Origin of the sequence: Aeromonas sp. R10-1 (assembly GCF_040908465.1) — a bacterium.
Lineage (GTDB): Bacteria > Pseudomonadota > Gammaproteobacteria > Enterobacterales > Aeromonadaceae > Aeromonas > Aeromonas caviae.
Window position 1 is genome coordinate 58,860 of the sequence record NZ_JBFODT010000038.1, and the last position, 19,224, is coordinate 78,083.

Below are 19,224 nucleotides of genomic sequence, written 5' to 3' on the forward strand. Positions count from 1 at the left end.
TCCTTACTAGTTTTTATGCTGTAGAGGCTGGTTGGCGGCGATGAGGTGCGCGATGCGCGCCCGCAGCCCCTGCTTGTCAATCTTGCCCACCGCCGTCATGGGCAGGGCGTCCAGGGTTTCGAAGCGGTCGGGCAGCTTGAAATCCGCCACTCCGCGCTCGCGCAGAAACTTGCGCAAGGCCAGCGGCTTCAAGTCGGGATCCGTGCTGACGATAAAGGCGCAGCTCTTCTCCCCCATGGCGCTGTCAGGCATGGAGACCAGGGCCGCATGGGTAATGGCCGGATGGTGCAGCAGCTGGTTTTCCACCTCTTCCGCCGCGATCTTCTCGCCGCCCCGGTTGATCTGATCCTTTTGCCGCCCCACCACGGTGAGGTAACCATCGGCATCCTGTACCACCAGATCGCCGGAGCAGTAGAAACCCTCGGCATCGAACACCCGGGCGTTGTGGGCCGGGCTCTGGTAGTAGCCGCGGAAGGTATAGGGGCCGCGGGTGTGCAGGGCGCCAGGCTCGCCGGGGGCAACCGGATTGCCCGCCTCATCGAGGATGCGCACCTCGTCGTCCGGGCTCATGGGGCGGCCCTGGGTATGGATCACCTTCTCGTCGGGATCAGAGAGCCGGGTGTAGTTGACCAGCCCTTCCGCCATGCCGAACACCTGCTGCAGCTGGCAACCGAGCAGCGGCCCAATCTTGCTGGCCACCGCCTCCCCCAGCTTGGCACCGCCCACTTGCAGCAAGTCGAGGCTCGCCAGTTGGGTGCGCGCTGTGGGATCCGCTTCCGCGGCCTGCAGCCAGAGGGAGACCGCCGGCGGCACCAGCGAGGTGAGATTGACCCGGTGGCGGGCAATCAGCGGGAAACAGCTGATGGGGCTGGGATCGGGTGCGAGCACCACAGTGCCGCCCGCCTCGAATACACCGAGCGCTCCGGGGGAGCTCAGGGGGAAGTTGTGGGGCGCCGGCAGGGCGCACAGATAGCGGGTATGGGGGCCGAGGCCGCAAATTTCGTTGCTGCGGCGCACGCTGTACAGGTAATCGTCGTGGGTGCGGGGGATGAGCTTGGGGGTGCCGGTGCTGCCACCGGAGAGCTGGAAGAAGGCCACCTCGTCCGCCGGGGTCGGGCCATATTTCACTGGCTCACTCTCATCCCCCTTCGTCAACCAGTGGGTCAGCCCCAGCGCCCCTGTGTCGCCATCCAGCAGCACCAGCTCAGTGCCGATGCTTGTCAGCAGCTCGCTCTCTCGACCCTTGCTCGCAAACAGCGGGTGAGCCAGCGAGCCGACAAAGAGGCGCGGAGTGATCTGTTCGGCATAAGAGAGAAGCTCCAGCCGGTTGTGGCTAAAGAGCGCATTGACCGGCGCGATGCCGGCCTTGAGCAGGGCGAAGAAGACCAGATAGAACTCGGCCACGTTGGGGAGCTGCACCAGTGCGGTATCCCCCACCCCCAGGCCGTGGCGGGCCAGATTTGCGGCCAGCCGGCTCGAGGCGGCGTCCAGCTCACGATAACTGAAGTGGCGCTCGCCGCAGAGAATGGCTTCGGCGTCGGGGGCCAGCTCGCACTGACGCGCCAGCATGGCGGTCAGCGGCTCGCCGCGCCAATAGCCCTTGGCGCGGTACTGCCGGGCCAATTCGTCGGGCCAGCGGGTATAGGACAGGAAGTGGTTTAATTGGCTCATTGCGCTACCTCCGGACTCAGGCCCAGGGCTTCCAGATTCGGCTGTCCACTCTGCCAGCCCAGATATTGAAGCTGGGTCATTGCGCCACCTCCAAATCCAGGCCAAGGGCCTTGAGCATGGTGCCCAGCTTGGTGCCGGTCTCGGCCCACTCCATGGCGGGATCCGAGCCCGCGACGATACCGGCGCCGGCAAACAGCTCGACCTGATGGCCATCGAGCACCCCGCAGCGGATCACCACGGCCCACTCGCCGTTGCCCTGGCTGTCGCACCAGCCAACGATGCCGCTGAACAGGGCTCGCCGGAAGGGCTCCTGCTCGCGGATGAACTGGCGGGCGAGTTCGGTGGGATAGCCGCACAGGGCCGGGGTGGGATGCAGCTGGCAGGCCAAGGAGAGCACCGACGCCTCGCCGCCATTGAGCCTGCCAGCGATGGGGGTGCCCAGATGCCAAAGGGTATCCGTGCTCATCAGCGAGGGATGAGCGGGGATCGCCAGCTCGCGGCAGTGGGGGGTCAGCACCCGGCGGATCTCGTCGATCACCAACTTGTGTTCATGCTGATCCTTGCGAGAAGCCAGCAGATCCCTGGCCACCATTTCGTCTTGCGCCGGCTCGCTCACCCGTCTGGCGGAGCCCGCCAACGGATGGGTGAACACCTCTCCCCCGCTAACCCGCAGCAGCAGCTCCGGGCTGGCGCCCAGCAGGCGGCGGTCCTGGCCGAGCGGCAGGGAGAAGTGGAAGGCGTGGGGATTCTGGGCCATCAAACGGGCCATCACCTGCTTAGGGTCAGCGGGCTGGTGCAGGGTAAGGGTGAGTTTGCGCGACAACACCACCTTGGACAACCGGCCTTGTGCAAACGCATCCAGCGCCGCACTGACCGAGGCCTGGAAGTCGCTGGCCGGCGGGGTGCTCTGCACCGAGATGACGCTGTTGGCCTCGGGGGCCTGCTCAGCCGCTGTCACCGATGACGGCTCTGTCGGGGCCAGTTTCTCGCCCCGCTTATAGTTGCCGGGCACATAGAGGCAGGAGGCCTCCGCCTGGTCGAACGCAAAAGCACCTATCAGCAGAGGGTTGGTCTGGCCGGCAGCCCTGGCGGCATCGAGGGCCAGGGTTATCTGCTGTGCCAGCAGGGGCCACTCGCAGGCGGGGGTGGTGATGGGTTGCCCCAGGTCAGTGGCACTGATCGTGCCCTGACACGAGGTAAACAAGAAATCAGGCGACATCTTCGCCTCGGCAGGTGCGCCATTGTCCATTACTCGAGTCTTCACGTCATACCCTCAAAGAAGATTCAAAATGATAATGATTATCAGTTTGACTTTGTGCGGCGGTAAAATACTCGCTTTGAAATCGCGGGGTCAATGGGATTTTGCATCGTTAAAACAGGAGCTTGTCTGTGGGTATGTCGGGGATGACGCCAGGGCGGGCCTGCTGGCGGTGAAGGGAAACAGCTACTCGAATGAAAACGGATTGCCATCCCCATATGGGGGATGCGACAGAAACCGGTCAGGGCGGCCCCACTGGCGGCCAACCCGCTTTGCCTCTAAGATGGCGCCACCTCTTGTGACAGCCCCGAAAATGGAACCCTCCCATGTTGAAACACCTGCTTCTGCTTCCCTTCGCCCTGCTGCTGGCGGCCTGCTCGCTGACCCAGTACAGCGTCAGCGAAGGGGAGATCAACCAGTACCTCAAGGAGCGAGTCGCCTTCGAGAAACAGCTGGGGATCCCCGGCATCATGTCGAGCAAGATCCGACTCGATGACATGCAAAGCCGCATCGGCCGCAGCCAGGCCGACAAGGTCGAGCTGGATGCCGCCGGCGAGCTGCAGGTGGCGAGCCCGCTGGGCAGCCAGCAGATGAAGATCCGCCTCTCCCTGCGGGCACGCCCGGACTACGTGGCCGAACAGGGCGCCATCTATCTGCGCGATCTCGAGCTGCTCTCCGTCAAGACAGAGCCGGCGGACGTGGGCACCGCCCTCTCCCCGCTTTTGCCCACCTTCAACCAGTCCCTCTCCCTGTTCCTCTCCCAGACCCCCGTCTACCGGCTCGATGGCAGCCGCCAGAACGAGGCGCGGATCAAGGACAAGGTCGAAGCCCTCAAGGTGGAGCCGGGCCGACTGGTCATCCCCTTCAAACTGATGTGACACCTGCCGCCGCGCCTCTCCTCTTCACCCCACCGGGGCGCGGTTTTTTTCTTCTCAAGCCCCGCCCTTTGCCCCATAATGCACACCATTCTCATTTAGATTCATGAGAAGCGTCATAATAAAATCAACAATATGGTGAGAAGGACATGAGAAAAACCGTACTGGTGCAGGCGATCGCCTGCGCACTCCTCAGCAGCGCCGCACAGGCTGCCGTCAAGGTGGAGGACAAGACGTTCAACACCGCCGCCAACATGCTGGCCTACACCGAATTCGAGCTCTCCGGCGAGCCGCTGGCCGAGGCCCTCGGTCTGGATCTGGATGTGCTGGACGCCAACCGCGCCGACGAGCCGACCCCGTTCGACTTCGCCGCCGGCATCGAATCCTATGAATACTCCGAAGAGGCAATGTACGCCCTCAACTACCAGTCCGGCATGGGCCCCCATCTGGTCAACGGGCCGCAAAACCAGGCCCGTGGCGGCACCCTGGCCGACCTGGGCAAACGGGTACTGGCCATGGCAGAGGCCGTCGGCTTCCCCGCCGATGAAATTCCCCAGGGCATGTATCCCCTCTCCCTGCCCTACGCCTCCGCCAACCCGGAGTTCGCCCAGGCCGTAAACGCCACCCCGGTCAACGGTGACCAGATCACCATCAAGACCGCCAAGGGCAACGAGAAGAGCGTCAAGACCCAGGTCCCCGCCTACTTCCGCGACTACGCCACCCTGCGCTGGAGCGGCAGTGACAACCTGCTGGTCCCGGCAGCAGTGGGCGGCATCCTGCTCAAGGAAGTGATGTGGTCCCAGGACTTCCTGGGGGGCATGCACGTAGCTGAGAGCGATGAAGAGGTGGAAGCCGCGTCCGCCACCATGGATCAGGACGGCAAGCACAAGCTGGGGGTTTCTGCCGCCGACGGCTTCAACGGCATGATGCTGACCGAGCAGTCCATCGACAAGCTCGCCATCCTGCAAGGTCAGCTCGGCTTTGACGGCAAGACCCTGGGCGCCAAAATCACCCCGCAGTACGATCCGGCCAAGGGGGTTGTCTACTTCCCTCATCAGGTGAAAGTGACCGAGACCAGCAAGAACGACGCCGGTGCCATCGGCAAGCTGGAGGTCGTGGACGGCTCCGCCCAGTTGCGCGACGCCTGGATGCTGCTGTGGCCCCTCTCCGAGTTCTACGCCTTCAGCGATCAGCGCACGGCCAACACCAATCAGAACCCGGCCTTCCACGCCGTGTTTGACGGTGCCCCGTTCGCCGCCGCTCCGGCTGCCAACCAGACCAACGATCTGGGCAAGGCGGTGGCGGGCAGCGATGCCTTCTCCCTGGCCCTGAACCTCTCCAACCTCACCTTCAAGAACCTGCTGGCCCTGCACTTCGAGCCCAAGGCTGGCACCCTGGTCGACAGCTGGCAGGCTGGCAAACAGGCCGGGCACGTCACCACCTTCGACGCCGCCTACGCCCTGGTCGCCCTGCAGATCTTCCAGCGCGCCCAGGATGCGCTGCCTGTGGGTTACGCCGCCGGTGACAATGGCGAGCTGAACCTCAAGACCCCACAGGGTGAGCAGGCGATCGCACTGGTCCGCAAGCAGGCCGATTTCATCCTCGCCCACCTCAAGGGCAAGAATGGCCTGGTCCATGACGGTCTGACCCTGGGCGGCAAGCTTGACGCCGGTCAGTCCATCGACGCGCAGTTCGCCGCCATCCGCGGCTTGACCGCCGCCTTCCTGGCCACCTCGGATGCCAAGTACCGCACCGCGGCGCGCGAGCTCTTCATCGCCGCCGACAAGGCCTACTTCAATGCCAAGGCCGGAACCTGGCTCGCCGGCAAGCAGGGTGAATACACCCCCTGGACCCAGGCCGCCATCTCCGGCGCCCTGCGCTCTGCCATGCTGAACCTGCGCAACGAAGGGGCCGAGAAGGCACCCGAGCTGGAGCTGGCCCAGCTGACCCAGCGCTACGTGAGCTGGTTCCGCGGCACCGTCAACGGCGGCATGCAGATGGCCGAGTGGATCGGCGACTCCGGCGAGAACGTCATCGAGGGTGCCGGCAGCGACACCGACGAAGATGGCGTCCCGCAAGTGACCGCCGCCGGTGGCAAGCATGGCACCGCCATGGTGATGGCCGGCAAGGCCTTGGTCAGCGAGAAATAAATCGACCACCAATAGAAAGGGAGCCCAGGGCTCCCTTTTTTTGTCTGTGTCGACGAGGTTAGCCGAGCTTGGCCAGCATCGGCTTGGTCACCAGCACGATGCCCTGCTCGGAGCGGTAGAAGCGGCGTGCATCCTCGTCCGCGTTCTCCCCCACCACCAGGCCGTCTGGCAGCTTGCACCCCTTGTCCACCACCACCCGGCGCAAGCGGCAACCAGCCCCGATCTCGACCCCGGGGAAGATCACCGCCTGATCCAGGGTACAGAAGGAGTGCACCCGCACGTTGGTGAACAACACCGAGTTGAGCACGAAGGAGCCGCTCACGATGGAGCCCCCCGCGAACATGGAGTTGATGGTCATGCCGTGCTGGCCGTTTCTGTCCTGCACGAACTTGGCCGGGGGCGACATGTTCTGGCTGGTCCAGATGGGCCAGTTCTCGTCATAGATGTCGAGCTCGGGCACCACGGAGGCAAGGTCCATGTTCGCCTCCCAGAACGAATCCAGGGTCCCCACGTCGCGCCAGTAGGGTTTTTGCCCCTCCTTGGCCCCGACACAGGACATGTTGAACGGATGGGCAAAGGCCTTGCCCTCCCCCACGATGCGCGGGATCACGTCCATGCCGAAGTCGTGCTTGGACTCCAGATTGTGGATGTCCTCTTCCAGCAACTGGTAGAGGTACTCCGCCTCGAAGATGTAGATGCCCATGGAGGCCAGCGAGCGATCCTCGCAGCCCGGCATGGCGGGCGGATTGGCCGGTTTCTCCACGAAGGCGCGGATCTTGCGTTGCTCATCGATGTCCATCACGCCGAAGGCCGATGCCTCGCAGCGCGGTACCTCGATACAGGCCACCGTCACCTTGGCGCCGAGGCGCACGTGATCGAGCAGCATGGCGGCGTAGTCCATCTTGTAGATGTGATCCCCTGCCAGCACCACGATGTACTTGGGACCGTAGTCACGGATGATGTCGACGTTCTGGTAGATGGCGTCTGCGGTGCCGCGATACCAGTGCACCTCGTCCACCCGCTGCTGGGCGGGCAGCAAGTCGATGAACTCGTTCATCTGGTAGCGCAGGAAAGACCAGCCCGATTGCAGGTGGCGCAACAGACTGTGGGACTTGTACTGGGTCACCACACCCACCCGGCGGATGCCGGAGTTGATGCAGTTGGAGAGCACGAAGTCGATGATACGGAATTTGCCGCCAAAGTGGACGGCGGGCTTGGCGCGGTTATCGGTCAACTGCTTCAGGCGGCTGCCCCGTCCCCCTGCGAGCACCAAGGCCATACTCTGATTCAATAGTTGCCGTGCTTTGGCGGTGTCTACGGGTTCTAGCAACATATCTACCTCTGCTCTGTTGGGGCTGTTTTCAACCCATCTTCGCTTTTTTTACAGGCCATGAAAGTGTTTTCACTCACATTTAGTTGCATTCCGCCGGCGCTTTATCGTGGAGTTGCGTGAGTACTCATGTTTTGCGCCAGCGACTTGGTTAGAATTTCTACATCATGAACATCATCAAGGATGAAACGATGTTGAATAAACATGAGGGAAACCTGCTGCTGGTCAGCGCACTGGTCTGCATTCCCATGCTGCTGTTACAGGGAGTGCTGCTCGCCCCCCCCGCCTCACCGCTCACCCTGCTGCTGGTCCTGATGACCACCCTGACGGGATTCGCCCTGCTGCTCTTTCTCACCCACAGCGCGCGCCGTGGGGAAAAGGCGAGGCAGGAGCAACGCTGGCTGCTGGCGCTGCAGCAGCGGGATCCCGCCATGCTCGACAGCGTACAGGCACAAACGGCTCTGCGCCAGCTCCTTGCGTCCTTCAATGAGGCCGAGATCGATGCCCACCGCCAGATCACCGAGTTGCACAATCAGGCGACCCGGGACGAGATGACGGGCCTTGGCAACCGCCACGCCTTCCGGCGCGATCTGACCGAGCTGCTGCAACAGGAAAACACCCAGACCGCCATCCTGGTGCTCATCCGCGCCACCGAGCTCGGGACCCTCAACGCCCAGCGCGGCTTCCAGTCCGGGGATGCCTACATCCGGGACATCGCCGCCCTCATCAGCCACACCGTCAGCCGCTTCCCGGGCCACCGGGTCTATCGCATCTCGGGGGCCGATTTTGCCGTCCTGCTGCCCCCCCTGGCCCAGATCCCGCCCCATCTGCTGGGACGGGATCTAAAGCTCGCCTTCGATCGCTATCAGCACGATCACGAGCTCGAGAGCGCCGCCTACTCGGGCATGACCCGCTTGAGCAGCGAGCAGAAGATAGAGGCCATTCTAGCCCGGGCGGATCTCGCGCTGGCCCGCGCCCAGACAGAGGTGGTCAATGGCTGGGCCATCCAGCAGAACGACGAGGTGGTCGAAGTGCAGGGTCAGCGTCACTGGACCCAGGTGCTGACCGATCTGCTGGAGCAGGAGAGCGTCAACTTTACCTGCCAGCCCATCCAGCCCCTGCATCGCGGCATGCTCGCCTATCACGAGATCTATCCCCGCTTTTGCAGCAGCGACGGCACCGTGCTGCCAAGTGATACCCTGCTCGCCATGGCGCAGCGGCTGGACATGGTACTGCGCCTGGCCCAGATGGTGATCCGCCACGTCATCCGCCAATACCGCGCCTTCGGAGGCCACAACAGCCGATGGGGTCTCAATCTGCCGGGCTCCCTGCTGCAAAACAGCGCCTTTCTCATCTGGCTGGATCACCAGTTGCAAAAAGACCCCGACATCGGGGCCAACCTGGTGTTCGAGCTCGACGAGGAGCACCTGGAGCGCAACCTGACCGGGTCCAGGCGGCTGTTCGAGCTGCTCAGGCGCCACGGCAGCCGCTCGGCCATCTGCAACTTCGGCAAGGGGATCGGCTCCTTCAGCCTGTTTCGCGAGCTCAAACCCGACTACATCAAGCTGGACCCCGGTCTCATCACCGAGCTGGAGCAGGATCTCACCAATCAGCAGTTCGTGCGGATGATCGTCGACGTCTCCCATCGCATGGGCTGCCTGGTGATCGCAGAAGGGGTGGAACAGATAGGCCAGAAGCAGATGCTGCAGAGCATGTATGTGGACGGCTTGCAGGGCTACCTCATCGCCCGGCCCCAGGAGCTGGGGCCGGAGATCGGTCAGATGGGGATCTTCACGGAGACGGTTTCAGCTTCAACAGGGTCAGAATGATGTCGTTGAGCTGGCGATAGCGCTCCAGCTCCTTCTGATCGTAACGGGTCGCCAGCATGGTCGGGTTGTGGCGATGCTTGAGGTAGCGGTTGATCTGCAGGCGGTTGAACCCGGCCACCTTGTAGATCTGGCCGAGCAGGGCATTGAGCTCGTCGTCCGTCAGCCCGGCCCGGGTCAGGTAATCGGGTTGGGACGGGCTCTCCTGGCGGGCCGTGACCTTCTCCAGCTGGCCACGCTCCTGCAAATAGGTGAGCCACTGCTCCACGTAGAGCGGCTTGCAGCCCCCCAGCAGATTGAAGTACCCCACGGCATCACAGCGGCACCCGCTCAGCAGCACCAGGGCCAGCTCGTCGCTGTCACACTGAAAGCTCACCGGGCCGCTCTGGCCCCAGTCCAGCGCCTGCACCTGGATCCTCCCCTGCGCCCCCGCCTTCGTGGTCACGTCAAAGACAAACATGGCACCTCCCGATCGGCAAAGGGTTGATGATGACCCATCCCCGGGACGGGTGCAAAGGCAAATCGCCTTTTCATGGCCCATGGCGGCCATAAAAAAACCGGCCCCCCGAAGGGGGCCGGTTCATCACAATCCGGCAGGACGGCAGACTCAGGCGTCCAGTTCCACCAGCGCCTTGGCCAGCTCGATGGGCTCGAGCTCCTGACCTTCCAGATCGGCGTTCCAGTTCGGGCCGACCAGCACGTCATCCTCGTCCAGATCGTTGATCCAGATGTCCAAGAACTCTTCGAGCTCGATCACTTCCGGCTCGTAATCCGCCCACTCGTCCACGCAGTGCAGGCGGGCATCCCCTTCGGCGGACCAGAGCGGCATCACGTCCGCATCTTCGAACTCGGCGGAGCGGCACACCACCCAGTCTTCACCGTAGCGCAGACCCCACACCTGACCCGACTCGCGGACTTCTTCGATGAACAGCTGGAAATTGGCGTCAAGATTGTCAGTTAGTTTGCTCATGGGGTCTCTCTCTTGCAAAGCAATGGCAGGCTGTCGGCCAGGGCTGGCCGAGAATGGGGCAGATGGTGTCCCAAAAGCCCCCCAGACTCAAGCCTTATCCCGAAAAAGCGGGGATAAAGGCCGTCAGATGCGATATTTCGCCACCAGGGCCCCCAGCTCGTCGCAGGCCAGCGCCAGTTGCCCGGATGCCTGCTCGGTCAGCCGGTTCTGGGCCAGGGCATCCGCCGCCAGCTGGGTGATGGCCACCAGCCGCTGGTTGATCTCCTCCGCCGCCCGGCTCTGCTCCGCCGCCGCCGTGGCAATCTGCCCATTCATGGCAGTAATGGTGTGGACGGATCCATCGATGGCATTGATGGCGACATCCGCATCGCCGGCCCTATCCGCCGTCGCGCGGGAGAGCTGCTGCAACTGGCTGATGCCGCTGACCACCTTGCCGGCCCCCTCCTGCAGCCGCTGGATCATCTGCCGGATCTCGTCGGTGGAGCTGTGAGTGCGGGTCGCCAGGGTACGCACCTCGTCGGCGACCACCGCAAAGCCGCGCCCCTGCTCCCCGGCCCGTGCCGCTTCAATGGCGGCGTTGAGGGCCAGCAGGTTGGTCTGCTCCGCCACCCCGCGAATGACGTCGAGCACGGAGCCAATCTGCTGAGTCTCCTGCTCGAGGCGGCTCACCGCCTGCACCGTCTCCACCATCTCGTCCGCCAACTGGCTGATGGACTCCCGGGTCTGGACCACCACCTCGCGGCCATGCTGGGCCAGATTGAGGGCCGAGTCCGCCGCGTCGGCGGCCTGGGCCGCGTGCTGGCCCACTTCGCGGCTGCTCACCGTCATCTGCTCCATGGCGCTGGCCACCCGCAGGGTATCCTGCTCCTGGCCGGTGACGATGGCGCCGGTACGCTCCACCACCTCGGCCAGCTGGTGGGCATGCACCCGGTTCTGATCCGCTATCTGCTGGCTGCGGGCCACCAGCTGCGCCATCTGGCTGGCGAAGAGGTTGAAGTTGATGCTGAGCTGGCTCAGCTCGTCACGCCCCGACTCCGGCAGACGTACCCGCAGATCCCCCTCCCCCCTGGCGATGTTGCCAAGGGCCGAGACCGAGCGGGAGAGGGGCACGACGATGCTGCGCACAATGAGGCCGACCACGGCAAACAGCAGGAGGGCCAGCACCAGCCCGATCCCCAGCAGGGTGTGCAGCACCTCCCGGTACTGGGCCTCGACGTCGTCCACATAGACGCCGGTACCGATGATCCAGTCCCAGGGGGCGAAGCGCTTGATGTAGGAGATCTTGCGTACCGGTTCGTCCACCCCCGGTTTGGGCCAGTAGTAGGCCACCTCCCCCGCGCCCTGGGCCCGGGCCAGATCGGCGAAGGCGACGAACAGCCTGAGCCCCTGCTTGTCCTCCACCCCGGAGAGATCCTTGCCGTCCAGCTCGGGTTTCATGGGGTGCATCACCATGGTGGGGTGGCTGTCGTTGATCCAGAAGTAGTCATCGTTGCCGTAACGCAACCCCTTGATCAGCGCCAGCGCCTCGGCCTTGGCGCTCGCCTCGTCCATCTCCCCCTTGCGCACCCTGGCTTCCAGCCCCGCCACCAGGCTGTAGGCGGTCTCCACCTGGGCCTGGGTCTGGCGGCTCTTCTCCCCCATCAGCCCCTGCTGATAGATCTGCAGGCAGAAGAACAGCAGCAGTCCCAGCAGCGCCAGCACCATCAGGGTCACCAGCGACAGACGCCGACCGATACTCCATTGTCTCAACATACCCTCGCCCCGCAGCAGCTACATATCCTTAACACAAGGTATGCCGCCGCGACGCGGGCTGTCCACGATGTCAGCAAAAGCGATGCCAAAAACATGATCCAGCCCCAAAAACAAGAAAGGGTGCCCAGTGGCACCCTTTCTCGTGGTCGACAGGGAGAGGTATCACCGCTCCCAGTACACCTCTTCCAGGCTGTCTTCCTTCTCCGGCAACCCGCGGGAGAGGCGCGGGCTGCTCTGGGCCAGCACCTCGTAGCTCACCCGGTTGGCGTACTTGCACACCTGGGCCAGAGAGGAGTAGGTCAGGAATTCCGAGAGATGCTTGGCGGAGTTCGGCACGTTCATGCGGTGGTAGGCGTTCGCCACCATGTCGTGCAGCACGGCGGACAGCGCCCCGTCCCCTGCCCCGTTGGTGTTCTTGATCTTCTCCGGGCCGCCCATGTAGGGGGAGATGTGGGAGTAGATACGCGCAGGCTTGCGGCACTTGTCCCGGGCCATGGGGCGGCTGAACTCGTACATGTTGAACTCGGGGATGACGCCGGGCAGCAGGGTGTGGGTGGTCTCGCGCTTGTAGTCCTCGTCGGTGTAGCTCGCCATGTAGAGGCCGATGGGGCCGGCGGTGCAGAGCACCATGTCCGCCCAGTCCAGCGCCTTGTCGGCCGCGCCGAGGGGATCCTTTATCCCGGTCAGGGCCTCCGCCTCGTCTTCGTTCATGGCGAGCACGGTCACGTTCTCGCTGATGAAATCGCGCCACCACTGGGGATTCTCGTCGATGACGAAGCGGGTGCCCAGGGTCAGCACCACGGGCACCCCGGCCTCGCGGGCATAGCGCACCGCGGCCATGGCGGCCTCCTTCATGGGCGTGCCGTCGGCGCCGCGCACCAGGTAGGCGGTGATCACCAGGGCCGAGGCCTCCTTGATGATGGTCTCGGGGATGTGGTCCACATCTAGGTGATCCATCTTGCCGGCGTTGATGCCAAAGCTGCGCTCTCCCCCTTCGGTGATGAAGGTGAAGCAGCGCCCGACCGGGCCGTCCACCGGCTGCAGGTAGTCGAGGTTGACCCGGGAGGAGGTGTTGCACAGATAGCGGTAGGCATAGCTGCCGATGCGGATGTCCTGGCTCATGACGCCAAGCAGGATGGAGTGGGAGTCCGCCAGCACGGAGTAGTTGTGCATGGTGTTGCCGATGGTGCCGCCGGCAAATTCGCTCACCACCATGTTGTTGGCCTTGAGCTCGTCGTAGACCAGCTCCGCCACCTCGTCGGAGATGAGCATGGAGTGGCCCTTGCTCAGGCCGTACCGGTTCAGGAAGTCTTCGTCCACATGGGCTTCGATATCCACCAGAGTCTGATCGATGCCCACTACATAGGCCTTGCCCAGTTCGGTGAGCTGGGAATTCTGCGGGATCAGGGGATCACGTCTGTCGACCGGGAAGTAGTGTTTGGACTTGCGCTGACCGGGAAATTTCATGGCAATCTTCTGTGCTCTGGGGAAAAGAGGGGCGGGATTTTAACACAATCCACCACGCCGAAAAGTCGCACGATTGAATTTTGAGGTCAGTATAGACAAGGGTTTGCGAGGAAAACGTTTGACTTGGCTGCCACAAAAAACCACCCCGTGGCGGGGTGGTGTTGCGGGATGACATTCAGCTTGCCGAGAGCCCCTGCACCAGGGCCAGCACCGAGAACATCCCCAGCGACAGCCAGAAGAAGAGGGTGCCGAAGAGGCGCGGCATGTTGGGAGCCCTGGGGATCTGGATGCCGATGGCATGCAGGATGCGACCCACCAGCAGCAGCACACCGCCCAGGTGCAGCCAGAGCGCCCCGACCCCCGCCAGTTCGCACAGGGCCATCAGCAGCAGGGTGAGGGGCACGTACTCGGCAAAGTTGCCGTGGGCGCGGATCGCGGCCAGCATCTCGGGGGCTTCCCCCTCCCCTATCATCACCCTGAACTGGGCGCGGCGCTTGACCACCCAGAAGGAGAGCAGCAGGAACAAGAGCCCGAGCAGGCCGGCGTAAATCAGCGTGATATGCATCATCAGGACACTCCTTTATCGTTGAATCCGAACGTCCGCCACGTCGGGCACCGGATGAGAACGGCCATCATGCCAGCTCGCGACAGATGAGGGAAACCATCATGCGGATATGGGCCTGATCGCTGTTGAGGGCCGGGATGTATTCAAACTGCTCGCCACCGGCGGCCATGAAGATCTCCCGGTTCTGCACCTGGATCTCCTCCAGGGTCTCGAGGCAATCCGCCGAGAAGGCCGGGCAGATGACATCGAGCCGCTTGAGGCCGCGAGAGGGCAATTCGCCCACGGTCAGGTCCGTGTAGGGCTTGAGCCACTCCTCCTTGCCAAAGCGGGACTGGAAGCTCGCGGTCCACTGCTCCGGGGCCAGCCCCAGCGCCTCCGCCAGCAGGGCGGCGGTGCGCCTGCACTGATGACCATAAGGATCCCCTTCCCGCTCGTAGCGCTCGGGAATGCCGTGGAAGGACATCAGCAGATGTTCCCCCTGGCCGTGCTGCTCCCAGTGGCGACGCACGCTCATGGCCAGCGCCTGGATGTACTCCGGGTGGGCATGGTAATCGCGGATGAGCCGCACCACCGGCAGATTGCGTTCGGTTTTCATCGCCCTGGCCCAGGCGTCGAACACCGAGGCGGTGGTACTGACCGAATACTGGGGATAGAGCGGCAGCAGGATCACCCGGTTGACCCCCTGGGCCTTGAGGGCCTGCCAGCCGTCGGCCAGCGACGGAGCGCCATAGGTCATGGCGAGCGCCACCGGCACCTCGACCCCTTCCCGCTTGAGCTCGTGCTCCAGGGCCGCGCGCTGCTGCTGGCTGATGACCATCAGGGGGGAACCCTGCTCGGTCCACACCTGCTGATAGAGCTTTGCCACCTTGGGGGAGCGGGTCGGCAGGATGATGAAGTGAAGCAGGGGGCACCAGAGGTAGCGCGGCAGGTCGACGACCCGCTGATCGTGCAGAAACTGGCTGAGAAACGCCTTGACCGCCGCCGTGGTCGGCGCGGCCGGGGTACCCAGATTGACCAGCAAGATCCCGGTTTTCGTGGTCACGTTAGCATCCTGTCGTTCTGTGTCATGGGAATGGAATGCAAGAAAGGGCCCGGTATGGACCCTTTTCTCACCCTCGTAGCCAGCCAGCGAACGGCTGCGTCCTGCCGGCCATGAATGGCTTAACCGAGAATGGCGGCCAGTTGCTGGCTGACCAAATCCACTGGCTGGGTGCCGTCGATCTTGACGTAACGGGTGTTGCCCGCTTCCGCTTCCTTGCCGTAGAAACCGATGAGCGGCGCGGTCTGCTGATGGTAGACATCCAGACGCTTGCGCACTGTGGTCTCTTCGTCGTCGGCACGGATCACCAGATCCTCGCCGGTCACGTCATCCTTGCCTTCCACTTTCGGCGGGTTGAACACCACGTGGTAGGTACGGCCGGAGCCGGAGTGCACGCGGCGGCCGCTCATGCGCTTGACGATCTCTTCGTCCGGCACGTCGAACTCCAGCACGAAGTCCACGGTCACACCGGCATCCTTCATGGCTTGCGCCTGGGGAATGGTGCGTGGGAAGCCGTCCAGCAGGAAGCCGTTGGCGCAATCCGGTTGCGCGATGCGTTCTTTGACCAGGCCGATGATGATGTCGTCGGAGACGAGCTGACCTGCGTCCATCACGGCTTTGGCCTTGAGGCCCAGCTCGGTACCCGCCTTGATCGCCGCACGCAGCATGTCGCCGGTGGAGATCTGCGGAATACCGTGTTTTTCCATGATGAACTGAGCCTGGGTACCCTTGCCGGCGCCCGGAGCTCCCAACAGAACAATGCGCATACACGCTCCTAGTTGATTGGTTATTCAATTCTTGAGAAGGCAAAAAACTACACGTTTTCGCCCGTATTAACAAGCTCGCCCCGTGTGAGTGGCCAGATTATCACCACACTCCCGCCCCGTCTCTGCGACCAAAGACGCAGACGACGACCACGAAAAATGATTGAAAATGCAGCAGCGCACCAGAGGGGAACGGCCAAAAAAAAGCCCACTGTCATGCAGTGGGCCAATCACAATCACATCACGCCTGGAGTAGCAGACGGTTGATACGGGAGACGAAGCTCGCCGGATCATTGAGGCCACCCTGCTCCGCCAGCTGGGCCTGCTCGTGCAGGAGGGAGACCCACTCGCCAAACAGGCTCTCATCCTCGATGGTGCCGAGCTTCTTCACCAAGGCATGGTCGGGGTTGAGCTCCAGGATGTACTTCTGCTCCGGCACCGGCTGACCGGCGGCGCGCATCAGCTTGATCATCTGGGTGCTCATGCCGTGGGCGTCAGTGACGATGCAGGACGGAGAGTCGGTCAGACGGTGGGTGACGCGCACCTCTTTCACCGCCTCCCCGAGGCTCTTCTTGACCCGCTCCACCAGACCGGCGTTGGCTTTTTCGGCCTCTTCCTGCGCCTGCTTGGAGGCGTCGTCTTCCAGATCCCCGAGATCCAGTTCGCCACGGGTGACGGAGACCAGCTGCTTGCCGTCGAACTCGGTCAGGTGGCTCATCAGCCACTCGTCCACCCGCTCCCACATCAGCAGCACTTCGACGCCCTTCTTGCGGAAGATCTCGAGGTGCGGGCTGTTCTTGGCAGCGGCATAAGAGTCGGCGGTGATGTAGTAAATCTTCTGCTGACCTTCCTTCATGCGGCCAACGTAATCCTCGAGCGACACGGTCTGGGCTTCGCCCTCACCAGCGGTGCTGGCAAAGCGCAAGAGCTTCGCGATCTCTTCCCGGTTGGCGTAATCCTCGGCCGGGCCCTCTTTGAGCACATTGCCGAACTCGCTCCAGAACTTGGCGTACTTCTCGGCATCGTCTTTCGCCAGCTTGTTGAGCATGGTGAGCACGCGCTTGGAGCAGGCCTTGCGCAGGGAGGCGGTCACCTTGTTGTCCTGCAGGATTTCACGGCTGACGTTGAGCGGCAGATCGTTGGAGTCCAGCACCCCTTTCACGAAGCGCAGGTAGGTCGGCATGAACTGCTCGGCGTCGTCCATGATGAAGACGCGCTGCACGTAGAGTTTCAGGCCGTGCTTCTGTTCGCGGTTGTAGAGATCGAACGGCGCACGGGCCGGGATGTAGAGCAGGCTGGTGTACTCCTGGGCCCCTTCCACCCGGTTGTGACCCCACAGGAGCGGATCTTCGAAGTCGTGGGCGACGTGCTTGTAGAACTCCTGGTACTCCTCGTCCTTGATGTCCTTCGGGTTGCGGGTCCAGAGCGCGGTGGCGCGGTTGACCTGCTCCCACTCCCCCGGGGTGCCGACGATGGTTTCACCGTCTTCTTCCCGATCCGGCGTACCCTCCTTGAACATCTCCACCGGCACGCTGATGTGGTCGGAATATTTGCTGACCACGGAGCGCAGGCGCCAGTCGTCCAGGAACTCCTCTTCATCGCTGCGCAGGTGCAGGATGACGTCGGTGCCGCGACCGGCTTTGGTCACGTCAGCCACGGTGAAGGAGCCTTCCCCTTGTGATTCCCACTGCACGCCCTGCTCCGGCGCGGTGCCGGCGGCGCGGGAGACCACGGTCACCTTGTCGGCCACGATGAAGGCGGAGTAGAAGCCCACCCCGAACTGGCCGATCAGCTGGGAATCCTTGCCCTGGTCACCGGAGAGGTTCTTGAAGAACTCGGCGGTGCCGGACTTGGCGATGGTGCCCAGGTGCTCGATCACCTGGTCACGGGTCATGCCGATGCCGTTGTCCGAAATGGTCAGGGTCTTGTTCTCTTTGTCCACCACCAGGCGCACGCGCAACTGGCCGTCGTTTTCGAACAAAGAGGCATCGGAAAGCGCCTTGAAGCGCAGCTTGTCCGCCGCATCGGAGGCGTTGGAAATCAGCTCGCGCAGGAATACTTCTTTGTTGGAGTAGAGGCTGTGAGCCATCAGGCTCAGCAGTTGTTTGACTTCAGTCTGAAAGCCGTGGGTTTCGGCGTGAACACTTTGGGTCATCGACCAGTCCTCAAAACGTCGGGTTGAACAGATTCCCAAGCTAGATGGGGTTGGCCTTTCAAATATCAAGGGGCTTGCGTGCAAACTTGAGAGCAAATTTGCACACCGGCCCCTCGCTTGGCCCACACAGGCAACCCCCTCCCGGCCTCCCCCTTCACAAGGGGGAGGTGCACTGCCATCCCCTGTCTGGCGAGGAGGGTCAGATTGGAATCGAGAGGGGAGCCAATAGCGGGGTCAGCCTTGCTCTCCCCTGACATAGGAGGGGTGGGATTCGTAGCCCCCTCCTCTGCCAAGGGGAGGGCTGGGGTGGGGTCCATTGCTCTCTCCCCTATCAAGGGGAGGGCTGAGGCGGGGTTCGTTGCTTTCTCCCCTGCCAAAGGGAGGAGTGGGGCAAGATCCATTGATCCCTCCCCTGCCAAGGGGAGGGCCGGGGTGGGGTTCGTGGCCTCTTTAGCTCAGGCGCTGGCGCCCCATCAGGGAGTGGGAGAGCGTGGTGCCATCCACCAGCTCCAGCTCCCCGCCCACCGGCACACCGTGGGCGATGCGGCTCACCTCCACCCCGGCGGTGCGGGCCATGTCGGCGATGTACCAGGCGGTGGCATCCCCCTCGATGGTGGGGTTGGTGGCGAGGATCAGCTCCTTGATCTGCTCCTCTTGCAGGCGGCGCTCCAGGATATCGAGCCCCAGCTCCTCGGGGCCGATGCCGTCAAGGGGCGACAGGTGGCCCATCAGCACGAAGTAACGGCCGGAGAACTGGCCGGTCTGCTCGATGGCCGCCACGTCCGCCGGGCTCTCCACCACGCAGAGCAGGCCGTTCTCCTCGCGCTTGGGATTGGCGCAGATCTCGCAGCGATCGTTCTCGGTAAAGGTGCGGCAGTGGCTGCAATGACCGATTTCGGTGAGCGCCCGGTTGAGCAGGGAGGCCAGACGCAGACCGCCGCTGCGCTCGCGCTCCAGCAGGGTGAACGCCATGCGCTGGGCGGACTTGGGGCCCACGCCCGGCAAGACCTGCAGCGCCTTCATCATCTCATCGAGCAGGGGACTGAATTTCATGGGGATATCCTTTGATGCCGCGAAGAGAGGCGCCGCCCCAGGGGCATCGGCAAGCCGTCTCTCCAACCTCTTTTGTTGGCGCAGGACTATACCAGCCCAGGGCCGCCAATGGCAGATCCCGCCCGCAGGCGCCTCGCCGCCGAGACGCACCGGGAAACCGGACTGACCTCCGTTTTTCAGGGCCGGCAGGCCCCCGCCAGCCCCCGCAAGGGGTAAAACAGCCCCCAAGGTGTTCAATTTTTCCACTCGATTGACCGCAATCGTTAAATAAAACCAAACAAAAAACCTGCGTGTTGGCCCCGCCATCCTCGATTTGCCCCCTTCAGGGGCCGGTTCAGCGCCCCGGGGG

At 63.3% G+C, this 19,224-nt stretch carries 15 protein-coding genes; 3 read left to right on the plus strand and 12 right to left on the minus strand.

Features of this window, described 5'->3' with window-relative positions; all coding sequences use genetic code 11:
• Positions 1-6: 6 nt before the first annotated feature.
• Complete coding sequence (gene amoE, locus AB5Y93_RS19215) at positions 7-1,671, minus strand: amonabactin biosynthesis (2,3-dihydroxybenzoyl)adenylate synthase AmoE (RefSeq protein WP_368230147.1); 1,665 nt, start codon at positions 1,669-1,671, stop codon at positions 7-9.
• 76 nt (positions 1,672-1,747) lie between these two features.
• A complete protein-coding gene (locus AB5Y93_RS19220) occupies positions 1,748-2,935 on the minus strand; it encodes an isochorismate synthase MenF (protein ID WP_368230149.1) in 1,188 nt (395 codons plus the stop codon).
• Between the two features lie 320 nt (positions 2,936-3,255).
• Here AB5Y93_RS19220 and AB5Y93_RS19225 point away from each other — a divergent pair, with 320 nt between their 5' ends.
• Both AB5Y93_RS19225 and AB5Y93_RS19230 read left to right on the plus strand, forming a co-directional pair.
• Positions 3,256-3,807 carry a lipoprotein gene (locus tag AB5Y93_RS19225; protein WP_045524966.1) on the plus strand — a complete coding sequence of 184 codons (552 nt, stop codon included), beginning with the start codon at positions 3,256-3,258 and terminating at the stop codon, positions 3,805-3,807.
• Between the two features lie 146 nt (positions 3,808-3,953).
• A complete protein-coding gene (locus tag AB5Y93_RS19230; RefSeq protein ID WP_368230151.1) occupies positions 3,954-5,954 on the plus strand; it encodes a hypothetical protein in 2,001 nt (666 codons plus the stop codon).
• A 58-nt stretch (positions 5,955-6,012) separates the two neighbouring features.
• Here the strand turns inward: AB5Y93_RS19230 and glgC are convergent, their stop codons facing one another.
• Positions 6,013-7,287: a glucose-1-phosphate adenylyltransferase gene (glgC, locus tag AB5Y93_RS19235; RefSeq protein ID WP_010674430.1), complete on the minus strand. Its 1,275-nt coding sequence runs from the start codon at positions 7,285-7,287 to the stop codon at positions 6,013-6,015.
• A 188-nt stretch (positions 7,288-7,475) separates the two neighbouring features.
• Here glgC and AB5Y93_RS19240 point away from each other — a divergent pair, with 188 nt between their 5' ends.
• Positions 7,476-9,113: an EAL domain-containing protein gene (locus tag AB5Y93_RS19240; protein WP_368230152.1), complete on the plus strand. Its 1,638-nt coding sequence runs from the start codon at positions 7,476-7,478 to the stop codon at positions 9,111-9,113.
• Here AB5Y93_RS19240 and AB5Y93_RS19245 read toward each other — a convergent pair.
• From AB5Y93_RS19245 to recR, 9 genes are all read right to left on the minus strand, one after another.
• On the minus strand, positions 9,076-9,570 hold the full coding sequence (locus AB5Y93_RS19245) for a hypothetical protein (protein ID WP_368230154.1): 495 nt from the start codon (positions 9,568-9,570) through the stop codon (positions 9,076-9,078). The genes AB5Y93_RS19240 and AB5Y93_RS19245 overlap by 38 nt on opposite strands.
• A gap of 147 nt (positions 9,571-9,717) precedes the next feature.
• Positions 9,718-10,080, minus strand: coding sequence for a DUF2750 domain-containing protein (locus AB5Y93_RS19250; RefSeq protein WP_010674427.1), 363 nt, complete (start codon positions 10,078-10,080; stop codon positions 9,718-9,720).
• A 123-nt stretch (positions 10,081-10,203) separates the two neighbouring features.
• Entirely contained in the window at positions 10,204-11,832 is a 1,629-nt protein-coding gene (locus tag AB5Y93_RS19255) for a methyl-accepting chemotaxis protein (protein WP_225315776.1), read from the minus strand.
• 162 nt (positions 11,833-11,994) lie between these two features.
• On the minus strand, positions 11,995-13,299 hold the full coding sequence (locus AB5Y93_RS19260; protein ID WP_010674425.1) for an inosine/guanosine kinase: 1,305 nt from the start codon (positions 13,297-13,299) through the stop codon (positions 11,995-11,997).
• Positions 13,300-13,474: 175 nt separating this feature from the next.
• Positions 13,475-13,867 (minus strand): MAPEG family protein, encoded by a 393-nt coding sequence (locus AB5Y93_RS19265; RefSeq protein ID WP_104455791.1) that lies wholly within the window; start codon positions 13,865-13,867, stop codon positions 13,475-13,477.
• Between the two features lie 64 nt (positions 13,868-13,931).
• Positions 13,932-14,906 (minus strand): ferrochelatase, encoded by a 975-nt coding sequence (hemH, locus tag AB5Y93_RS19270; protein WP_368230155.1) that lies wholly within the window; start codon positions 14,904-14,906, stop codon positions 13,932-13,934.
• A 119-nt stretch (positions 14,907-15,025) separates the two neighbouring features.
• On the minus strand, positions 15,026-15,670 hold the full coding sequence (gene adk, locus AB5Y93_RS19275) for an adenylate kinase (RefSeq protein ID WP_010674422.1): 645 nt from the start codon (positions 15,668-15,670) through the stop codon (positions 15,026-15,028).
• A 238-nt stretch (positions 15,671-15,908) separates the two neighbouring features.
• Entirely contained in the window at positions 15,909-17,822 is a 1,914-nt protein-coding gene (htpG, locus tag AB5Y93_RS19280; protein WP_201888934.1) for a molecular chaperone HtpG, read from the minus strand.
• Between the two features lie 450 nt (positions 17,823-18,272).
• Entirely contained in the window at positions 18,273-18,875 is a 603-nt protein-coding gene (recR, locus tag AB5Y93_RS19285; protein WP_010674419.1) for a recombination mediator RecR, read from the minus strand.
• Between the last annotated feature and the right edge of the window lie 349 nt (positions 18,876-19,224).